The organism is Terrabacter sp. LjRoot27, from assembly GCF_964254175.1.
Classification (GTDB): domain Bacteria; phylum Actinomycetota; class Actinomycetes; order Actinomycetales; family Dermatophilaceae; genus Terrabacter.
Map to the genome: position 1 here is coordinate 1,373,484 of NZ_CAXUSS020000001.1, position 18,751 is coordinate 1,392,234.

Below are 18,751 nucleotides of genomic sequence, written 5' to 3' on the forward strand. Positions count from 1 at the left end.
CCCACGGGGAACGGCCTGCCGGCCGCCTCCCCGGGACGTGATCGACAGGAAGGGGTGGTGCCGCGTCGACCGCGGGCCCGTCCTAGGTGACCAGAGGCCCGGAAACACTCTCACTGCCCGCACGAAGAAGACGTGCGCGATCAAGGAGGAACCGTGGAGATCGTCGTCACTGGACGCCACGTCCAGATCCCCGACCGATTCCGTGAGCAGCTCGACGAGCGACTGGCCAAGGTGCCGGCGCTCGCACCCAAGGTGCACCGCATCGACGTCGTCGTCACCCACGAGCGGGTCGCCCGTGGGTCCGAGAAGGTCGAGATCACGTGCCACGCCAAGGGTCCCGTGATCCGGGCGGAGGCTTGTCTCGACGACAAGTACGCCGCCCTCGACGCGGCCGTGGACAAGCTCATGGACCGCCTGAGGCGGGTGCACGACAAGCGCAAGGTCAGCCGCGGACGACGCATCCCCGAGTCGGTCGCGCAGGCGACCGCCCGCATCGACGCCTCTGCGAACGGTGCGGCCACCGACGACACCTCGGCCGGCGACTCCGGTGACGGCCGGGTCGACGACCTCGAGCGCTTCGGTGCGCTCGGCAACTCGCCCATCGAGGTCCGCGAGAAGATCCACACGGCGGCGCCCATGTCCCTCGAGGACGCCGTGAACCAGATGGAGCTCGTCGGACACGACTTCTTCCTCTTCCACGACGCAGACACCGACCGCCCGAGCGTGGTCTACCGGCGCCGCGGCTGGAGCTACGGGGTGCTGCACCTCGAGACCGACGCGGACGCCGCCGTCGCCGCCACGGGCTGAACCCCTGCTCCCCGGGCATCGACGGCGTCGGGGCGTCCCCTTCGAGGGGGCGCCCCGACGGGCGTCCGGGCCCCGCCGCGCCGACGCGGGCCGTCCAGAGGGCGGCGTGTCCGTGGTCTGGGCCAAGATGGAGCCGTGAACCCGCCCCCCGACGTCATCCGTGTCCTCATCGTCGACGACCACGCCCTCTACCGCCGGGGTCTGCAGACCGTCCTGTCGACGGAGGACGGCATCGAGGTCGTCGGTGAGGCCGCCGACGGGATCGAGGCGGTCGACCAGGCCGAGGAGATCCTGCCCGACGTCATCGTCATGGACGTCGGCATGCCCAAGCGCGGCGGCATCGACGCGTGCCGGGTCATCAAGCAGCGAGTCCCCTCGGCGCGGATCCTCATGCTGACGAGCTCCGACGACGAGGCCAACCTCTTCGAGGCCGTCCGTGCCGGTGCCAACGGCTACCTCCTCAAGGACGTGCCGCCGGAGGAGGTGGCAGCCGGCATCCGGGGCGTCTTCCAGGGGCAGTCGCTGCTCTCGCCCCTCATGGCCTCCAAGCTGCTCGAGGAGTTCAAGGCGATCAGCCAGAAGGACGTGCCGCCCGCGCCCACGCCGGGGCTGGAGCTGCCGCGGCTGACCCACCGCGAGCTCGAGATCCTTCGCAGCGTCGCCAAGGGCAAGCTCAACCGCGAGATCGGCGCCGAGCTGTTCATCTCCGAGAACACCGTGCGCAACCACATCCGCAACATCCTCGACAAGCTGCAGATGCACTCGCGCATGGAGGCGGCGATGTATGCCGTGCGCCAGCGGCTCATCGACCCCGACTGACCCGACCGACCCAACCGACCCCCGACCGAGCCCCGACCGAGCCCCGACCGAGCCCCGACCGAGCCCCGACCGACCCGGCCGAGACGCCAGGAGCGCCGACCATGACCGTTGCCACGCGCGGGATGACCCGGGCGCAGGCGCGCCGCACCGCCATCGCCGCCCAGGGTTTCCTCGACCCGCGTCCCGAGCCCTTCGCCGCGACCATGCGCCACGTGCAGCGGGTCGTCGACCGCGTCGGGGTCGTCCAGATCGACAGCGTCAACGTGCTCGCCCGCAGCCAGTACCTCCCGTTCTTCTCGCGGCTCGGGCCCTACGACCCGGCACTGCTCGACCGGGCCCGCGACCGGGCCCCGAGGCGGCTCGTCGAGTACTGGGCCCACGAGGCGAGCCTCGTCCCGCCGTCGACGTGGCCGCTGCTCGACTTCCGCATGCGCGCCGCCGCCGAGAAGGCGTGGGGCGGTATGCGGCGCATCCTCGAGGAGCGCCCCGACTACGTCGACCTCGTGCGGGCCGAGGTCGAGGCGCGCGGCCCGATGACCGCGCGCGAGGTGGAAGCGGCCCTCCAGCACGACCAGCCCCGGCGCACCGACCACTGGGGCTGGAACTGGTCCGACGTCAAGCAGGCCCTCGAGTACCTCTTCTGGGCCGGGCAGATCAGCTCCGCGGGGCGCACGTCGCAGTTCGAGCGACGCTATGCCGCGCTCGCCGCCACCGCGCCGCCGCCGCTGCGGGCCGCCTGGACCGACCGACCCGGACCCGAGGCCGATCCCGACCGCTTCCTCGAGCTCGTCCGCATCGCCGCCCGGGCCCACGGCGTCGGCACCGAGCTGTGCCTGGCCGACTACTTCCGGATCAAGCGCGAGGACGCCCGCCCCGCCATCGCCCGCCTCGTCGCGGACGGTGAGCTCATCCCGGTAACGGTGCCGGGCTGGAAGCCGGCCTGGCTCCACGCCGAGGCGCGGCTGCCCCGACGCGTCCACGCCGAGGCCCTGCTCAGCCCCTTCGACTCGCTCGTCTGGCAGCGTGAGCGCATCCACGCCCTCTGGGACTTCCACTACCGCATCGAGATCTACACGCCCGCCGAGAAGCGCGTGCACGGCTACTACGTCCTGCCCTTCCTCCACGGCGAGGCGCTCGTCGCGCGCTGCGACCTCAAGGCGGACCGCGTCGCCGGCGTGCTGCGCTGCCACCGCGTCACCTGGGAGCCCGGGGCACCCGCCGAGGCGCGCCCGGCCCTGCTCGCCAACCTCGAGTCGATGGCCGCCTGGCTCGGGCTCGGTCGCGTCGACCTCCCCGTCGACCGGGACGTCGACCCGGCCACCACCGCCCCGAGCCGCTGAGCGCGCCCGCGGCCACACGGCATACGCCCTCGGTGAGGGGCGGGGCCGGGCCGCTCACGCTCCCGGAACCGGGCCGGGGGCCGATGCGTTGGTCGTTGTGTCCGGAAGGCGGCTAGCCTAGGCGGGTCCCGTGACCCATCACGGGCGATGGAGCCCGCCCACCGGGCGAGTCCACACGTTCAGTCGGGAGTGAGATCACCAGATGGCCGTCATCGAGAAGCTGCTTCGCGCCGGCGAAGGCCGGACCCTGAAGAAGCTCCAGGGCATCGCCAAGCAGGTCAACGCCCTCGAGGCCGACTTCGAGAAGCTCACCGACGAGGAGCTGCGCGACGAGACCAAGGGTTTTCGCGAGCGCCTCGACCGGGGTGAGACCCTCGACATGCTGCTGCCGGAGGCCTTCGCGGCCGTCCGCGAGGCGAGCAAGCGCACCCTCGGCAAGCGTCACTTCGACGTGCAGCTCATGGGTGGCGCCGCCCTCCACCTCGGCAACGTCGCCGAGATGAAGACCGGTGAGGGCAAGACCCTCGTCGCGACCCTGCCGAGCTACCTCAACGCGCTGTCGGGCAAGGGCGTCCACGTCATCACCGTCAACGACTTCCTCGCCGAGTACCAGTCCGAGCTCATGGGCCGCGTCCACCGCGCCCTCGGCATGGAGACCGGCTGCATCCTGAGCCAGATGACGCCCGAGCAGCGGCGCGCCGAGTACGCCAAGGACATCACCTACGGCACGAACAACGAGTTCGGCTTCGACTACCTCCGCGACAACATGGCGTGGGACCCCGCCGAGCTCGTCCAGCGCGGCCACAACTTCTGCATCGTCGACGAGGTCGACTCGATCCTCATCGACGAGGCGCGCACGCCGCTCATCATCTCCGGACCGGCCGACCTCGCGACGAAGTGGTACGTCGAGTTCGCCCGCATCGCGGCCCGGCTCAACCGCGGCGAGGACGGTCGCGGCGACTACGAGGTCGACGAGAAGAAGCGCACCGTGGGCGTCCTCGAGTCCGGCATCGCGCGCGTCGAGGACCTCCTCGGCATCGACAACCTCTACGACACGGTCAACACGCCGCTCATCGGCTACCTCAACAACTCCATCAAGGCCAAGGAGCTGTTCAAGAAGGACAAGGACTACGTCGTCATGAACGGCGAGATCCTCATCGTCGACGAGCACACCGGCCGCATGCTCCCCGGCCGTCGCTACAACGAGGGCATGCACCAGGCCATCGAGGCGAAGGAGGGCGTCGAGATCAAGAACGAGAACCAGACGCTCGCCACGATCACGCTGCAGAACTACTTCCGCATGTACGACAAGCTCTCGGGCATGACGGGCACCGCCCAGACCGAGGCGGCCGAGCTCAACTCGATCTACAAGCTCGGCGTCATCCCGATCCCGACGAACCGCCCGATGATCCGCAAGGACCAGGCCGACCTCGTCTACCGCACCGAGGTGGCCAAGTACGACGCCGTCGTCGACGACATCGCCGAGAAGTACGCCGTCGGCCAGCCCGTCCTCGTCGGCACCGTGTCGGTCGAGAAGAGCGAGTACCTCTCCCAGCAGCTGAAGAAGCGCGGCATCAAGCACGAGGTCCTCAACGCCAAGCAGCACGAGCGCGAGGCAGCCATCGTCGCCGACGCCGGCCGCAAGGGTGCTGTCACCGTCGCGACGAACATGGCCGGTCGAGGCACCGACATCATGCTGGGCGGCAACTCCGAGTTCCGGGCCGTCGCCGAGCTCAAGCGTCGCGGGCTCGACCCGCACGAGACGCCGGAGGAGTACGAAGCCGCCTGGGACGAGGCCCTCGCCAAGGCCGAGCGCGACGTCGCGGCGGAGCACGAGGAGGTCACCGAGCTCGGCGGCCTCTACGTCCTCGGCACCGAGCGTCACGAGTCGCGCCGCATCGACAACCAGCTGCGTGGTCGTTCCGGCCGCCAGGGTGACCCGGGCGAGTCGCGCTTCTACCTCTCGCTCAACGACGACCTCATGCGCCTGTTCAACGCCGGCCTCGTCGACCGCTTCATGCAGACCGCCGGCATGGAGGACGACGTGCCGATCGAGTCCAAGATGGTCACGAACTCGATCCAGAAGGCCCAGGGGTCGGTCGAGGCGCAGAACTACGAGATCCGCAAGAACGTCCTCAAGTACGACGACGTCATGAACCGCCAGCGCCAGGTCATCTACGACGAGCGCCGCGCCGTGCTCATGGGCGAGGACCTCCACGAGCAGCTGCGGCTCTTCGTCAACGACGTCGTCGGCTCCTACGTGGACGCCGCCACGGCCGAGGGCTTCGCGGCCGACTGGGACCTCGAGAAGCTCTGGGAGGCGATGCGCCAGGTCTACCCCGTCTCGCTCAGCATCGAGGCGGTCGAGGACATGGCCGGCGGCCGGCAGGCCATCACGGCCGACCTGCTGCGTGAGCAGCTCATGTCGGACGCGCACCACGCGTACGACCAGCGTGAGGAGACGCTCGGCTCGGAGACGATGCGCGAGGTCGAGCGCCGGGTCGTCCTGTCGGTCCTGGACCGCAAGTGGCGCGAGCACCTCTACGAGATGGACTACCTCCAGGAGGGCATCGGCCTGCGGGCGATGGCCCAGCGCGACCCGCTCATCGAGTACCAGCGCGAGGGCTTCCAGCTCTTCGAGGCGATGATGGAGGCCATCAAGGAGGAGTCGGTCAGCCACCTCTTCTCCGTCGAGGTGCAGCTGCCCGAGGCCGCTGCCGCTCCCGTCGGCGCCGCGCCGATGTCGGTCGGGGACCTCGTCAGCGGTCTCGCCGCCGCGGGGCACGTGGCCGACGACGCGACCGGTGCCGCCGCCCGCAACGGCGAGAGCGACGAGGAGGCGGAGGCCGCCGCCGCAGGACGTCGCCCCTTCGGCTCCGGTGTCCGTGTCTCCGGCGTCGACCTCGACCCGGAGGCCCAGCGCCCGGCGACCCTGCACTACACCGCCCCCGGTGAGGACGGCCGTGCCGTCGAGACCGGCGGCCAGCAGACGGTCGAGCGCAAGGCCGACCGTCGCGGCAAGAAGGTCAAGCGCAAGCGCCGCTGACTCACCACGCGAGACGGCCCGGGCCCCCGAGGGTGCCCGGGCCGTCTGCATGCCGGAGCGGACGTATGCCGGGGGCGCGCCCGTCGCTGACGCGTGCCGTCAGCCGATGGTGAGCGCGGTGACGAGCCAGCGTCCGTCGAGGCCCTCGAGCCGCAGGGCCAGGGCGCGGACGCGTCCGTGGGACACGACGACGGCGCACGCCTCGACGATGCCGTCGGCGGGCTCGCACACCCGGACCCGACGTACGACGGCCGCGCGACGCGGGCCTGGTGCGCGACGTCGGCCGGCGACCATGGCCTGCCGCGCGATGACGGAGTAGATGGTCGGCGCCGTGTGCCGGATGAGCTGCGGCGCGGGTCGCTGACCCGACACGACCTCGACGATGGCCTGCGCGAGACGGGCCACGAGCGGGGCCGGCTGCGGGAGCAGGCTCGTGCGGGTCGGCTGCCGGCCGAAGTCCTCGTCGTCACGTGCGCCGAAGAAGTCGAGGGCGAGCGCGTCCTGCGCGTAGGGCGGCTCCCCGTGCCAGGCCTCGTCGGCGCTGATGATCCGGGGCGCCGTCTGGGGGATGCGCCGGACGGTGAAGCCGTCGCGGGCGGGGGTCGGCGTCTGGCCGGACGCGGTCGTCGCTCTGGTCATCACCGGGCTCCCTGCTCTGCCGGGGCGCCGCTGCCGGCACCGACGTGGGTGGTGGACGGGTGGGGCGTGGTGGCGCGGGACCCGCGCGTTGCCGGGTGCGACGTGCTCGAGGGTGGACGCAGCTGCTGGCCCGGCACGAGCAGGTCGGGGTCGTCGCCCACGACGTCGCGGTTGGCGGCATACCACCTCGGCCACTCCCGGCAGATCTGAGCGTCGGAGGTGCCCGGACCGAGGTGTCGGGCGGCGATCGTCCAGAGGGAGTCGCCGCGTCGGACGGTGACGAGGTCGTGCGCCGACGTCGCGAGGCGCGGGGCCGGAGCCAGGAGCCGCGACCGGTCGGCGTCGAGCACGGGGACCGGTGGCGTAGGGACGTAGCCGGGCCCGTCGAGCAGCCTCGGAGGTGCCGGTGCGACGAGGTCCTGCGGGGTGTGCCGTGGGGTGGGGGAGTAGCCGGGACCGACGACGGCGACCTCCGGGATGTCGGGGAGGTCAGCACCCGAGGCCTGGCCCGAGGGCCCCGAGGGGTCGGCGGACCCGGCGGTCGGCGCATAGCCCGGCGTCAGGTCGGTGGGCGCGTAGCCGGGCGCCAGGTCGGGTGCGGACGCCTGCTCGGCCGGGGATGCGTGGCCCTCGGCGCCGCGTGCGCTCGGACCGGAGCCGGCACTCGAGACGGGCGCCGCAGGCAGGGCCATCGAGCCGACCGTGGCGCCCAGCACGAGTGTCAGCACCTTGCGCACCGCGACCGGGGTGACCCGCTCGGCGACCTCGCCCGCCACCCGTCCAGCCGCGCCCGGCAGGAGCGAGGCCACGGCGAGGAGGCTCCCGAGCGCCAGCCAGGCCGCCAGCAGGACGCCGACCCAGACCATCAGGAGGAGGAGCACGTCGTCCGGGCGAGCAGCGGCCTCGGCCGTGCCGAGACCTCGCCGTGCGACCGTCAGGAGGTACAGCAGCGTCAGCACGGCGACCGCCAGGCCCGCTGCTCCGGCCGCGGCCTCGCGCCCGACCGAGCGGTCCCGACCTGCGGCGGGCCGGCGAGGTCGGTCGTCCCGGACCGTGTGGCCGGCGTCGCCGCCGCCGGCTCGGCCCGTGGCCTGGGCTCGGTGCATGCCGGTCGTCGCTGACGCTGTTCCCCTGTTCATGCCTTCATTCAATGCAGTTTGCATGCGTTTGGTCAAGTATGGTGTTGGTCAAGAATCGTCGGCTGGCCGAGGACGCCGGCGCAGGGGAGGGTGTGCGCATGCGCTGGGACCGGCTCTTCGACGACCTCGAGGCGCAGCTCGCGCTGGACGACGTCCGCGAGCTCGAGGCCGAGGTCGCCGACCGCACCCGGCGTGAGCGGGCCCTGCTCGACGTCCACACGCGGCTGCTCGCCAACATCGGCCCGACGCAGGTCGGCCTGCGGCTGCGCGGGCGCGTCGTCTCAGGGAGGCTCGTCGACGTCGGGCCCGACTGGGCGCTCGTCGAGACGGCCCCGGGGCGACCGGTCCTCGTCGCGCTCGCGGCGGTCCGTGCGGTGTCAGGACTGCTGCCAGGGGCTCGGACGCCCTCCGTCGTCGCGCGGCGCTTCGCCCTGGGTGCGGCGCTCCGGGCGGTCAGTCGGGACCGTGCCGTCGTCGAGGTGGTCGACGTGGACGGGCACCCGGCCACGGGGACGATCGACGTCGTCGGGGCCGACCACCTCGAGCTGGCCGAGCACGCGTCCGACGAGGCGCGTCGTGCAGCCAACGTCACCGGGCGGCTGCTCGTGCCCTTCTGGTCACTCGGCTCGGTGCGGCGGCTCTGACGACCCGGGTGCCGGCTGCCTCACTCCTCGGCGGAGCCGCCGAACGGGTGTGCCTGCACGAACGACTTCGTCTCGGCGTACATCCGCTGGATGTAGCCCTCGAGCTCGGTGGCCTCGACGCGCCACTGGCCCCGCCCGCCGATCTTGATGGCCGGCAGCTCCCCGGACCGCACGAGGGCGTACGCCTGGGCGGAGGAGATGTTGAGGATCTCCGACACCTCGGCGAGCTGCAGGAACCGCTGGGCCACGTTGTCTCCTCCTCAGGGCACCGTCTCGTCGACGGCCTCGAACACACCCGTACCCGCCTCGGTGCGTCCGACCACGGCCGGGGCCGCCCGACTCCGGCAGGGCCGCAGGTGGACGGCAGGGAACACCCCCATCCTAGGGATCGGTGCCGCGTGTATCGGCCGTCGTCCCCAGCTGTGCACGCTGACGGGCGGTTTGCCCCCGGTTGATGCAAGATGTTGCCGCGTCCGTCCGCTGCCGTGCGGCGGGCGCGCCCAGTCATCGACCGGCGGACCACAGGGGGCCCACATGACCGAGCTGGCCAGTCCCAGCGCCAAGCGCCTGCAGCGACCGTCCTGGCGCGACAGCCGCCTCGTCGTCGGCGTGCTGCTCGTGGTCGTCGCGGCGACGCTGGGTGCCAAGGCCGTCGCCAGCGCCGACGACCGGGTCCCGGTGTGGGTCGCGGCGAGCAACCTCGTCGCCGGCGACGAGGTCGAGGAGGCCTCGTTCGTGCGCGCGGACGTCCGTCTCGCCGACGGGATGAACGCCTACCTCGCCGCCGACGCCCCGGCCCCGACCGGCTCGTTCATGGTGCGCGACGTGCGCGCCGGTGAGCTCGTGCCTGCGTCCGCCGTCGGCGCCGCCGACGCCGTCGCCGTGCAGCGGGTCACCGTCCGTGCCGACGCGATGTCTACGACCGGGCTGGCCCGGGGCAGCCGGGTGGACGTCTTCGTCACCCCCAAGGCCTCGACGACGGGCGACGAGGCGACGACGCCGACGAAGAAGGTCCTCGAGTCCGCAGCGGTCGCCGCGGTGATGACGAGCAGCGGTGGCTTCGGGTCGGGCTCGATGACGTCGGTGCAGATCTACGTGCCGACCGACAAGGTCCAGCCGCTCGTCGAGGCGGTGGACGGCGAGGCCAAGCTGACCCTCGTCCCGTCCGTCGGGGCGGTCACCGGCGGCGGCGCATGACCGAGGTCCTGACCGCCCTGAGCCACCAGTGGGAGTCGGCGGTCGCCACGACCCTCGAGGGCCTGCGCGACGTGACGGTGACCCGCCGGTGCGCCGACGTGTCCGAGCTGCTGTCGGTGGCCGACGCCGGGCTCGGTGACACCGCCGTCGTCTCCTCCGACCTGCGCGGCCTCGACCTGACGGTCGTGAACCGTCTGCGCGCCAACCGGATCCGCGTGATCGGGGTGCATCCCACCGATGACGAGGGGGCCGAGCGCCGACTGCGACAGCTGACGATCACCGTCACGGTTCCGGTCGAGGCGGGCGCCGACCGGTGGGAGCAGTCGCTGGACGAGGCCGTGGGTGACGTCGACGGCCTCGAGGCATCCCTGCACGGAGACGCGGCCGACGATGCCGCCGGAACGGGACCCGGCGGCCTCCCCGGTGCGGCCCGTCGTCCGGGCGACCAGTGCGACCCGTCCGACCCGTCCGACCCTGCGGAGGCCGCCACCGCCGGTGACGCCGCCTGGCGTCCTGCGGGCGCCGCCACCACCGACGGCCGTGAGGCCTCCGGGTCGCGCGGCGCGGGGCGCTCGCCGGACGACGGCGTGGACGCCGGCCGTGCGACCGGTTCGCGGCTCGGCGGCCCGGAGCGTGCGCCCGTCATCGCGGTGTGGGGACCTACCGGTGCACCCGGGCGCACGACCGTCGCGACGACGCTCGCCGCCGAGGTCGCGAGCCGGGGCGTCGAGGTGCTGCTCGTCGACGCCGACACCTACGGGGGCTGCGTCGCGCAGACCCTCGGGCTCCTCGACGAGGCGCCGGGGGTCGCGGCGGCGTGCCGTGCGGCCGACCAGGGTCTGCTCGACCTTCCTGCGCTCTCGCGGATCGCCCCCGTGGTCGTCCCCGGGCTGCGCGTGCTGACCGGGCTGCCCAAGGCCGAGCGGTGGCCAGAGGTGCGGGCTGCCGCGCTCGAGCGGGTGCTCGAGCTCAGCCGCTCGCTCGTGCAGGTCGTCGTCGTCGACTGCGGCTTCTGCCTCGAGGACGACGAGGAGCTGAGCTATGACACCGTGGCCCCGCGACGCAACGAGGCCACGCTGACCTCCTTGGCGGCTTCCGACCTCGTCGTGGCCGTGGGTGGGGCCGACCCGGTCGCGCTCCAGCGCTTCGTCCGGGGACTCCAGGAGCTCGGCACGGTGCCCTCCGGTGACCCCGTGCCCGTCGTCAACCGCGTCCGCAGCGGCGCCGTCGGGTCCCGTCCCGAGTCCCGCATCGCCGACTCGCTCCTGCGGTTCGCGGGACTCGCGTCCGTGCGGTTCGTGCCCGACGACGCCGCCGGCGTCGACGCGGCGCTGCTCGCCGGGCGCTCGGTCGTCGAGCACGCACCGGACTCCCCGGTGCGTCACGCCGTGGCCGACCTCGCCACCGGCCTGCTGCCCTGGACGGCGCCGACGGCGGAGCGCAGGGAGCGCCGTGAGCGCAGGGAGCGAGGCCGCCGACGGGGGCGCCGGGGCCCGGGCCGCCGGGCGTCGAGTGCGGTCGGCGGCTGAGCTGAGGGCGTCCGGTCAGGGCGCGAAGAGGATCGTCAGACCGCCGAGCGTGTAGAAGACCATGACGACCATGAGCGGCACCTGGCCGATGACCGCCGCGCGACGGTCGAGGACCGTGATCGCCCGCTCGTGGGCGGCGAGGACACCGAGCAGGTGCCCGACGACGATGCTCACGGCCTGGATCGTCGCGACGAGCGTCGGCCGGATGAGCAGGTCGTTCGGGGTGAGGCCGGCGGTGCCGAGCAGGTCGGCGCCGGTGCCGAGGGGGTCGGTCAGCAGGCGCCACGCGTACTGCCCCTGGTAGACCCACAGCGACCAGTAGTGCGCGATGACGTAGCCACCGGCGATCGGGATCAGCGACGGCGCGATGTCGCTGACGAAGGAGAAGGAGCGGGCGAAGGGCTCGCCCGCGAGCCGCACCGACACGGCCGAGGCCAGCCAGATCGTCCCCGCCACGAGGCCGAAGAAGCCGAGCAGGGTCGCGGTCCGGAGCAGGCCCGACGGCACGCTCGAGGTCTGCACGAACGTCGCCCACGAGAGGTTGGCCGAGAAGCCGTCGTATGCCGTCCCGCCGAGCATGACGGCGACGGTGGGCACGAGCCCCCGCTGGCCGCGCAGGCCGTTGACGCCGTGGAGCGGGGTCCGCAGCACCCACCGGCCGTCGTGACGCCGCCCGAGCGGTGAGAGCACACCGAGCAGCCGCGACCACGCCTCGAAGGGGTCTGCGTGGTCGAACCACGTGCGGCCGAAGACGGCCGCGCCGAGCAGCGACACGGCGAAGAAGCCGGCCACGAGGACGCGGAGGAAGCCGAGCGAGGTGTTGTCCTCGGCGACGAGCTCGACCCACGTGAAGGTCCCGAGTCCCAGAGCGGCGGGCCACAGGCCCCAGCGGTAGCGCAGGACCGCGAGGTCGGGTGAGACGCGGGCGAGCCGGAGGAGGCCGGCGTGCAGCGCGCGGAGCGGGTTGATGACCCGCCACACCGGCCCGAGGAGCATCGAGGCGAAGGCGAGGCCCACCCACAGCCACACGTAGACGACGTGGGGCACCGGGTTGCGGGCCGAGTCGGGGCCGAACACGAGGGCCGCCAGGGTCCACACCGTGACGATCCCGGCGAGGACGCGGGCCACGACGCGCACCCAGCGCGAGTCGAGCACGGCGGCAACCGGTCCGGGCAGCAGCACCCCGTCGGTGTCGCGCAGACGCGGCTCGCGCCACAGCGTGCCGATGGCCACGAACGAGATGACGAGCGCCGCGACGGCCGCGATGACGAGGGCGCTGAACGGCAGGGGGAGGTCGCCACGGCTCCCGACGCCGTGGGCCGGGACGATGGCGGGCGCGAAGGCCGGGGCGAGGGCGGCCGGGAGCGGCGCCACGGTCAGCGGACGGCGACCGTGAGCAGGGTCAGGGCCGGCTCGTGCGTCTCGACCTCGTAGACGCCCGCCTCGGCCCCGGTGAGGCGCAGCGTGGTCGGGGTGCCGGCCTTGAGCGTCGCCTCGACGTCGAAGCCGTGCGCGTGCAGCTCGTCGTCGTGGTCGCTCGTGACGACGAGCTCGAGGGTCGAGCCGATCGGCAGGTCGATCTGCGCCGGCGCGGGCGTCACGGTCGTCCCCGTGACGGTCACCTCGAGGCGCTTGACACTGCCCGTCGAGACGACGCCGGTGCCACCGGACGGCCCGGGGTCGGGGGTGCCGGACGAGCAGGCGGCGGCGCCGGCGAGCGCGAGGACGCACACGGCATACGGGAGGGCGCGAAACGTACGCATGGCCACGATCCTAAGCAGGGGCGTCTGGCAGAGTGTGAGCATGTCTGACCGCCTGACCTCGCTCGACGCGTCGTTCCTCTACCTCGAGGAGTCCACCACGTCGATGCACGTCGGGTCGGTCATGGTCTTCCAGCCTCCTCGCGAGGGCTTCGACTACGACCAGCTCGTCCGCATCATCGAGAGCCGGATCGGCGCGATCCCACGCTTCCGGCAGAAGGTCCGCGACGTCCCGGGCCGCATCGGCAACCCCGTGTGGGTCGACGACGAGGCCTTCGACATGGGCTACCACGTGCGCCGCGCGGGCCTTCCTCGACCGGGAAGCGACCGGCAGCTGCAGGACTTCGTCGCCCGGGTCCAGCCGCGCAAGCTCGACCGCACCCGTCCCCTGTGGGAGGTCTACCTCGTCGAGGGGCTGCACGACGGCCGGTTCGCGATCGTCACGAAGACCCACCACGCGCTCATCGACGGGGTCAACGCCCTCGACATCGCCCACGTCATCGTCGACGCCGTCAAGGGCGAGGACCAGGACGACGTCGTCGTGCCGTGGGAGCCCAGCCGGTCGCCGTCATCGGTCGAGCTCGTCACCGGTGCCGTCATCGACGCGGTGCGGCGCCCGACGCAGGTCGTCGACCTCGTGCGCGGCGGCCTCAACGACGCCCTCAACGTCGGCCTGCGTGCGGTCGAGTCGGCCGGTCAGGTGCTCTCGACGGTCGCGCGCACCGCGGCGCGCCCTGCGCCGGACTCACCCCTCAACGCCGAGATCGGCTCGGCCCGTCGATGGGTCATGATCGCGACCGATCTCGAGGACTACCGCCTCGTGCGCAAGCGGCTGGCCCGCGGTGCCTACGCCGAGGACGTGACGATCAACGACGTCGTGCTGGCGACGATCGCCGGCGGCTTCCGGGCGTGGCTGCTCGGGCGCGGCGAGGCGGTGAGCCCCCACACGTCGGTGCGCGCCATGGTGCCGGTGAGCATCTACGGCGACGACCCGGCCGGGATGTACGCCAACCAGGTCATGGCCTGCGTCGTCAACCTGCCGGTCGGCGAGCCCGGGGCCTCGATGCGTCTGCACCAGATCGCCTTCGCCATGCGCCAGCAGATGGAGGGTGGCCAGGCCGTCGGCGCGACGTCGCTCGCCAACCTCGCGGGCTTCGCCCCTCCGACGCTCCACGCGCTCGGTGCGCGGCTCGGCTCGGCGATGTCGCGCCGGCTCTACAACGTCATGATCACCAACGTGCCGGGCCCCCAGACGCCGCTCTATGCCGGTGACGCCGAGATGCTCTCGACCTACCCGGTGACGCCGCTCGCCAAGGGCCAGGCCCTCTCGATCGGGATCACGTCGTACAACGGCGGCGTCTACTTCGGTCTCAACGCCGACCGCGACGCGATGCCCGACGTCGACGTGCTCGGCCAGTCCATCGTCGAGTCGCTCGCCGAGCTGACGAGCGGGAGGGAGTCCTGATGCCGGTCGTGCGCGTCTACGTGCCGCTGGGACGGGCCGGCCTCGAGGAGCTCGCCACCGCAGGCGCGCTCGCCGCCGGCCCGGGTGCCCCACGGACGGCGTATGCCGTCACGTCGGGTCTCGAGCAGGCCGCGCCGGGTCTCGACGTCGAGGACCTCGAGTACGCCGCCTTCAGCGACGCCGTCGAGGCGGCGGCCGGGCTCCGGTCGGCGCGCTCGGACCGGAGGGTCGTCGCGTCCGCCGACGCGGACGCGGCGTGGGTCTCACCGCGCGACGGCGCCCCCGTGTCGAAGGTCGTGCTCACGTCTCCGGTGCCGCTCTCGCGGGTCGCGTCCTTCCACGTCGACGACGAGGTCACCGGCGCGGTCGACGAGGAGGCCGACGAGCTGCTCTGGTACGACGTCACCGAGCTCGACGACGTGCGCTCCTTCTTCGGCTGACCCCGTCATGGCCGACGACGAGGTGGTCGCGCTCTACGACGAGGCCGGCCAGGTGTCCGGGTCGGCGCCGCGCTCGGTCATGCGGGGGCGCAACCTGCGCCACGCGGCGTCGTCGGTCGTCGTGCGCGACCCTCTCGGCCGGGTCTACCTGCACCGCCGCACGACGACGAAGGACGTCTACCCGGGTCTGCTCGACCTCGCCGCCGGTGGCGTCGTCCTGGCGGGGGAGGACCCGGCCCTCGGCGCGGTGCGCGAGGTCGAGGAGGAGCTCGGGGTCTCGGGCGTCCGGCTCGAGCCCCTCGGCGTCGCGGACTACGCCGACGCGCACACGCGCTACCGCGCCTTCCGCTTCGTCGTGACGTGGGACGGCCCGATCCGGTGGCAGCCGGAGGAGGTGTCGTGGGGAGAGTGGGTCACCGTCGAGGAGCTCGTGCGCCGCTTCGACGACGAGGCCGACAGCATCGTGCCCGACAGCGTGGCGGTGTGGTCGCAGATCGTGCGCGGGTGGCACGCCGACCGGGTCCCGCTGCGGCAGGGTTGGGACAGCGTGACGACGCTCGTGGAGCAGCGCTGGGTCGACCGCACGGCACGCCGGCCGGAGGTCGGGACGGCACTGCTCGCCGAGGCGGTCCTGCTCCCCGCGATCGCGGACGGGTTGCCGCTGGAGGTGCCCCGCCCGGTCGTGCTCGACCGTGAGCCGCTGCGGGTGCGGCACGTCGTCGTGCCCGGCGAGGCGGTCGACCCGGCACGCCTCACCTCCGCCGACGGAGAGGTCTTCGCCGCCTTCCTCGCGGCGCTCCACGCCACGCCCCTGCCCCTGGCAGCCGACGCGGGCTGCCCGTCGGCCGTCGACGACCACGCCGGACGGGCCGCTCAGGTCGAGCGCTTCCGGCACGTCGTGCTGCCGCTGCTGCCGCCCGAGCACCGGGCCACGGGGGAGGCGCTGCTCGAGCGGGTCGGCGCCGTGGGTGAGCAGGCACTGTGCCACGGCGACCTCGTGACCGAGCACGTCCTCGCCCACGAGGGTCGGCTGTCCGGTGTCATCGACTGGGGCGACGCCCGGGTCACCGACCCGGCCCTCGACCTCGCGTGGGCGCTCAACGCGACGTCACCCGCGTTTGCCGAGACCGTCGCGTCCACCGTGGACGACGACACGGGGGCCAGGGCCCGGGCCTGGTGGGCGCTCGCACCGTGGTTCGACGCCCACCGGGGCGCGACGTACCCCGAGGCGGTGGACGGGGGCGACCCGTCGGGTGTGCTCGCGCACGACCTGGAGGTCGTGGCGGCGCGGCTGCTCTCGTGGCGCGAGCGTGACGACGGTGCGTGACGTCGGTGCGTGACGTAGGCGTCGACCTCTTGTCACGACCGAACGATCGTGCTTTTATGGTCACATGAGCAAGGGTGACGACACGAGGACGGCCATCCTCGACGAGGCGACGGGGCTCGCGTCGCTCGTCGGGCTCGGAGGCCTGACCATCGGCACGCTCGCCGCGGCGACGAAGCTGAGCAAGAGCGGGCTCTATGCGCACTTCGCGTCCAAGGAGGCGCTGCAGGTCGAGGTGCTCCAGCACGCCCGCGACCGGTTCACCGACGTCGTCATGCGCCCGACCGTGGCCGCTCCCCGGGGTGAGCCGCGCGTGCGCGAGTTCTTCGACCGCTGGATCACGTGGCAGTCCACGGCCTTCGACGGCGGCTGCATCTTCGTCGATGCAGCAAGCGAGTTCGACGACCAGGAGGGCCCGGTCCGTGACGAGCTCGTGCGTGCCGAGCGCGACAAGCTCGAGTCGCTGACCCTCATCGTCGGCACCGCCGTCAGTGAGGGGCACTTCCGCGACGACGTCGACGCCGAGCAGTTCGCCTACGAGCTCGAGGGCATCGTGCTCGCGCACCACCACGCGCGCCGGCTGATGCGCGACGGTCGGGCCGAGGAGCGCGCGCGCCGCGCCTTCGACCGGCTCGTCGACGACTGCCGCCCCGCCGCCCGGTCGGCCTGACCACTCACACGCCTGGTCCGTCCGGACCGCCAGTCCCGCCCGCCAACCCGAGGAGGAGTCATGGTCATCCCATCTCCACAGAAAAGCACGAACGATCGGTTGTTTCTACGTCGCGCCTGTCAGGCGGTCTTCCGCGCGGCCGAGGCGCTCGCACCCCCTGTCGGAGCGCGAGTCGCCGAACGCCTCTGGTTCCGGCTGCCGACGGCCCGCCCCTCGGCTGACGCGGCCGCCGGGGCCACGCCGATCGGTGAGCTGCTCGGCTCGGCCTTCGAGGTCGGCCTGCGCGGGCACGCCGTGCGGGGCTGGGTGTGGGGCGAGGGACCGGTCGTCTACCTCGTGCACGGCTGGGGCGGGACGCTCGAGCAGCTGACGCCGCTCGTCACACCCCTGCTCGACCGGGGCCTGCAGGTCGTCGCCTTCGACGGCCTCAGCCACGGTCGCTCGGACCCCGGTGTCCACGGCGCCGACTCCTCCGACGCCGTCGAGCTCGGTCGCTCCCTCGACGCCGTCGCCGCACGTTTCGGGCCCGCCCGGGCCGTCGTCGCGCACTCGATGGGCGCGCTGTCCACGCTCCTGGCGATCCGTGACGGCTGGGTCGCCGCAGAGCGGCTCGTGCTCGTCGCCCCGCCGAGCGGCATACCCGATCTCCTCGTCCACCTCCGGAGCGAGCTGGGGCTGGGCGAACGGACGACGCAGCGGCTCGTCGAGCGTGTCCGACGCCGCACCGGCTACGCGCCCGACGAGCTCGACCTCGTGACGATCGCGACCGCCCTCGAGCTGCACGAGCGGCCCGAGCTGCTCGTCGTCCACGACCTGCTCGACCGGGAGGTGCCGCACGCGCCGTCGGTCCGCCTCGTGCAGGCGTGGCCGGGCGCGGAGCTGCTCTCCACCGCCGGGCTCGGGCACCGCCGGGTGCTCGCGGACGCCGCGGTCGGGGGAGCCGTCGCCCGCTTCGTCGACCGCCTGCCGGTGGAGGCCAGCCTGCACGGTGACGACCGACCCCAGCCATGGCCGGGCGAGGCCGCCGACGCCGGCTCGGCCGCCGCCGCCGAGGCCCGCGCCGGGGCGGCCTGACCGTCCCACGTGCTGGTCCGGGGGAGTCGCGGGCGCGTCATCCCTTGTTACGTTGCGCGGATGGACTTCACCGCTGACGAGTACGCCCGCCGCGATGCCGACCGCCTCCGCGAGATCCTCTCGGGACCACCCGTGACGTGGGTCTTCCTCGGCGACAGCATCACGCAGGGTGTCGTGCACACGCACGGCCACCGCGGCTACGTCGAGCACTTCGCCGAGCGCGTCCGCGGCGAGCTCGGTCGGCGTGGTGACGCCGTCATCAACTCCGGAGTGTCGGGCGCCACGACGGAGGACCTTCTGCCCGAGTTCCACTGGCGTGCAGGGCGTTTCGCGCCCGACGTGGTCTTCGTGATGTTCGGCACCAACGACATCCTGGCGGGCGACGACGGGGTGCGCGCCTTCCGCTACCGCCTCGACCAGATCGTCCAGCGCTCCCGAGACGTCGGCGCCACCGTCGTGCTCCAGACGCCGCCGCCGGTGCTCGAGGACGGTGGTCGCGGCCCTCGCCTCATCGCGCTCTACGCCGAGGCGGTGCGCGAGGTCGCACGCGACCTCGGGGTCCTCGTCGTCGACCACGCCGCCGCGTGGGAGTCGGCCGCGTCCGCCGCCGGTGAGGACGTGGCCCCCGCCGGCTGGCTCGACGACACCTTCCACCCCGGCGCGCGAGGGCACCACGAGCTCGCCCTGACCCTCCTGTCGACCATCGACATCGCCGACTCGACGAGCGAGGTCTGCTCCCTCGTCGTCGACGACACCGTGGGCGCCCACGCCTGACCCTCCGGCCGACGGTGCCGCCGCCCCCGCACGACCTTCGGCGCCGCCGTCACCCCCTGACCCCCCCCGTCAGGACCCCTGACC

General features: G+C 73.0%; 18 protein-coding genes. 13 read left to right on the top strand and 5 right to left on the bottom strand.

Features of this window, described 5'->3' with window-relative positions:
- Window positions 1–153 precede the first annotated feature (153 nt).
- From hpf to secA, 4 genes are all read left to right on the top strand, one after another.
- Window positions 154–807, top strand: a complete 654-nt coding sequence (gene hpf, locus ACSQ2D_RS06425) for a ribosome hibernation-promoting factor, HPF/YfiA family (protein ID WP_435985144.1) — start codon at window positions 154–156, stop codon at window positions 805–807.
- Window positions 808–942: 135 nt separating this feature from the next.
- The gene (locus ACSQ2D_RS06430; protein WP_435985145.1) at window positions 943–1,626 is read left to right on the top strand and encodes a response regulator; all 684 of its coding nucleotides are present in this window, start codon (window positions 943–945) and stop codon (window positions 1,624–1,626) included.
- A 101-nt stretch (window positions 1,627–1,727) separates the two neighbouring features.
- The gene (locus tag ACSQ2D_RS06435) at window positions 1,728–2,966 is read left to right on the top strand and encodes a winged helix-turn-helix domain-containing protein (protein ID WP_435985146.1); all 1,239 of its coding nucleotides are present in this window, start codon (window positions 1,728–1,730) and stop codon (window positions 2,964–2,966) included.
- A 202-nt stretch (window positions 2,967–3,168) separates the two neighbouring features.
- Window positions 3,169–6,012, top strand: coding sequence for a preprotein translocase subunit SecA (gene secA / locus ACSQ2D_RS06440; protein ID WP_435985147.1), 2,844 nt, complete (start codon window positions 3,169–3,171; stop codon window positions 6,010–6,012).
- A gap of 99 nt (window positions 6,013–6,111) precedes the next feature.
- Here secA and ACSQ2D_RS06445 read toward each other — a convergent pair whose 3' ends face one another.
- Together ACSQ2D_RS06445 and ACSQ2D_RS06450 are read right to left on the bottom strand one after the other, a co-directional pair.
- Entirely contained in the window at window positions 6,112–6,651 is a 540-nt protein-coding gene (locus ACSQ2D_RS06445) for an Rv3235 family protein (RefSeq protein ID WP_435985148.1), read from the bottom strand.
- Complete coding sequence (locus ACSQ2D_RS06450; protein ID WP_435985149.1) at window positions 6,651–7,790, bottom strand: LysM peptidoglycan-binding domain-containing protein; 1,140 nt, start codon at window positions 7,788–7,790, stop codon at window positions 6,651–6,653. Before ACSQ2D_RS06450 ends, ACSQ2D_RS06445 begins: the two co-directional genes overlap by 1 nt.
- A 98-nt stretch (window positions 7,791–7,888) precedes the next feature.
- Here ACSQ2D_RS06450 and ACSQ2D_RS06455 point away from each other — a divergent pair, with 98 nt between their 5' ends.
- Window positions 7,889–8,434: a hypothetical protein gene (locus tag ACSQ2D_RS06455; RefSeq protein ID WP_435985150.1), complete on the top strand. Its 546-nt coding sequence runs from the start codon at window positions 7,889–7,891 to the stop codon at window positions 8,432–8,434.
- A 20-nt stretch (window positions 8,435–8,454) separates the two neighbouring features.
- On the opposite strand, the gene ACSQ2D_RS06460 is transcribed toward ACSQ2D_RS06455, so the two are convergent.
- Entirely contained in the window at window positions 8,455–8,682 is a 228-nt protein-coding gene (locus ACSQ2D_RS06460) for a helix-turn-helix domain-containing protein (protein ID WP_020142994.1), read from the bottom strand.
- Window positions 8,683–8,968: 286 nt separating this feature from the next.
- Here ACSQ2D_RS06460 and ACSQ2D_RS06465 point away from each other — a divergent pair, with 286 nt between their 5' ends.
- Window positions 8,969–9,631, top strand: coding sequence for a hypothetical protein (locus tag ACSQ2D_RS06465; RefSeq protein ID WP_435985151.1), 663 nt, complete (start codon window positions 8,969–8,971; stop codon window positions 9,629–9,631).
- Window positions 9,628–11,160, top strand: a complete 1,533-nt coding sequence (locus ACSQ2D_RS06470) for an AAA family ATPase (protein ID WP_435985152.1) — start codon at window positions 9,628–9,630, stop codon at window positions 11,158–11,160. The genes ACSQ2D_RS06465 and ACSQ2D_RS06470 overlap by 4 nt, the downstream gene beginning before the upstream one ends.
- Window positions 11,161–11,175: 15 nt before the next feature.
- On the opposite strand, the gene ACSQ2D_RS06475 is transcribed toward ACSQ2D_RS06470, so the two are convergent.
- Window positions 11,176–12,534, bottom strand: a complete 1,359-nt coding sequence (locus tag ACSQ2D_RS06475; RefSeq protein ID WP_435985153.1) for a hypothetical protein — start codon at window positions 12,532–12,534, stop codon at window positions 11,176–11,178.
- A gap of 2 nt (window positions 12,535–12,536) precedes the next feature.
- Complete coding sequence (locus ACSQ2D_RS06480; protein ID WP_435985154.1) at window positions 12,537–12,923, bottom strand: hypothetical protein; 387 nt, start codon at window positions 12,921–12,923, stop codon at window positions 12,537–12,539.
- Between the two features lie 40 nt (window positions 12,924–12,963).
- On the opposite strand from ACSQ2D_RS06480, the gene ACSQ2D_RS06485 reads away from it, so the two are divergent.
- The 6 genes from ACSQ2D_RS06485 to ACSQ2D_RS06510 all read left to right on the top strand — a co-directional run bounded on the left by ACSQ2D_RS06485 (window position 12,964) and on the right by ACSQ2D_RS06510 (window position 18,667).
- A complete protein-coding gene (locus tag ACSQ2D_RS06485; RefSeq protein WP_435985155.1) occupies window positions 12,964–14,385 on the top strand; it encodes a WS/DGAT/MGAT family O-acyltransferase in 1,422 nt (473 codons plus the stop codon).
- Window positions 14,385–14,825 (top strand): DUF6912 family protein, encoded by a 441-nt coding sequence (locus ACSQ2D_RS06490; protein ID WP_435985156.1) that lies wholly within the window; start codon window positions 14,385–14,387, stop codon window positions 14,823–14,825. Before ACSQ2D_RS06485 ends, ACSQ2D_RS06490 begins: the two co-directional genes overlap by 1 nt.
- A gap of 7 nt (window positions 14,826–14,832) precedes the next feature.
- Window positions 14,833–16,152 (top strand): phosphotransferase, encoded by a 1,320-nt coding sequence (locus tag ACSQ2D_RS06495; RefSeq protein ID WP_435985157.1) that lies wholly within the window; start codon window positions 14,833–14,835, stop codon window positions 16,150–16,152.
- 64 nt (window positions 16,153–16,216) lie between these two features.
- Entirely contained in the window at window positions 16,217–16,819 is a 603-nt protein-coding gene (locus ACSQ2D_RS06500) for a TetR/AcrR family transcriptional regulator (protein ID WP_435985158.1), read from the top strand.
- A 99-nt stretch (window positions 16,820–16,918) separates the two neighbouring features.
- Complete coding sequence (locus ACSQ2D_RS06505; protein ID WP_435985159.1) at window positions 16,919–17,893, top strand: alpha/beta hydrolase; 975 nt, start codon at window positions 16,919–16,921, stop codon at window positions 17,891–17,893.
- 60 nt (window positions 17,894–17,953) lie between these two features.
- Window positions 17,954–18,667, top strand: coding sequence for an SGNH/GDSL hydrolase family protein (locus ACSQ2D_RS06510; RefSeq protein WP_435985160.1), 714 nt, complete (start codon window positions 17,954–17,956; stop codon window positions 18,665–18,667).
- Window positions 18,668–18,751: the final 84 nt, after the last annotated feature.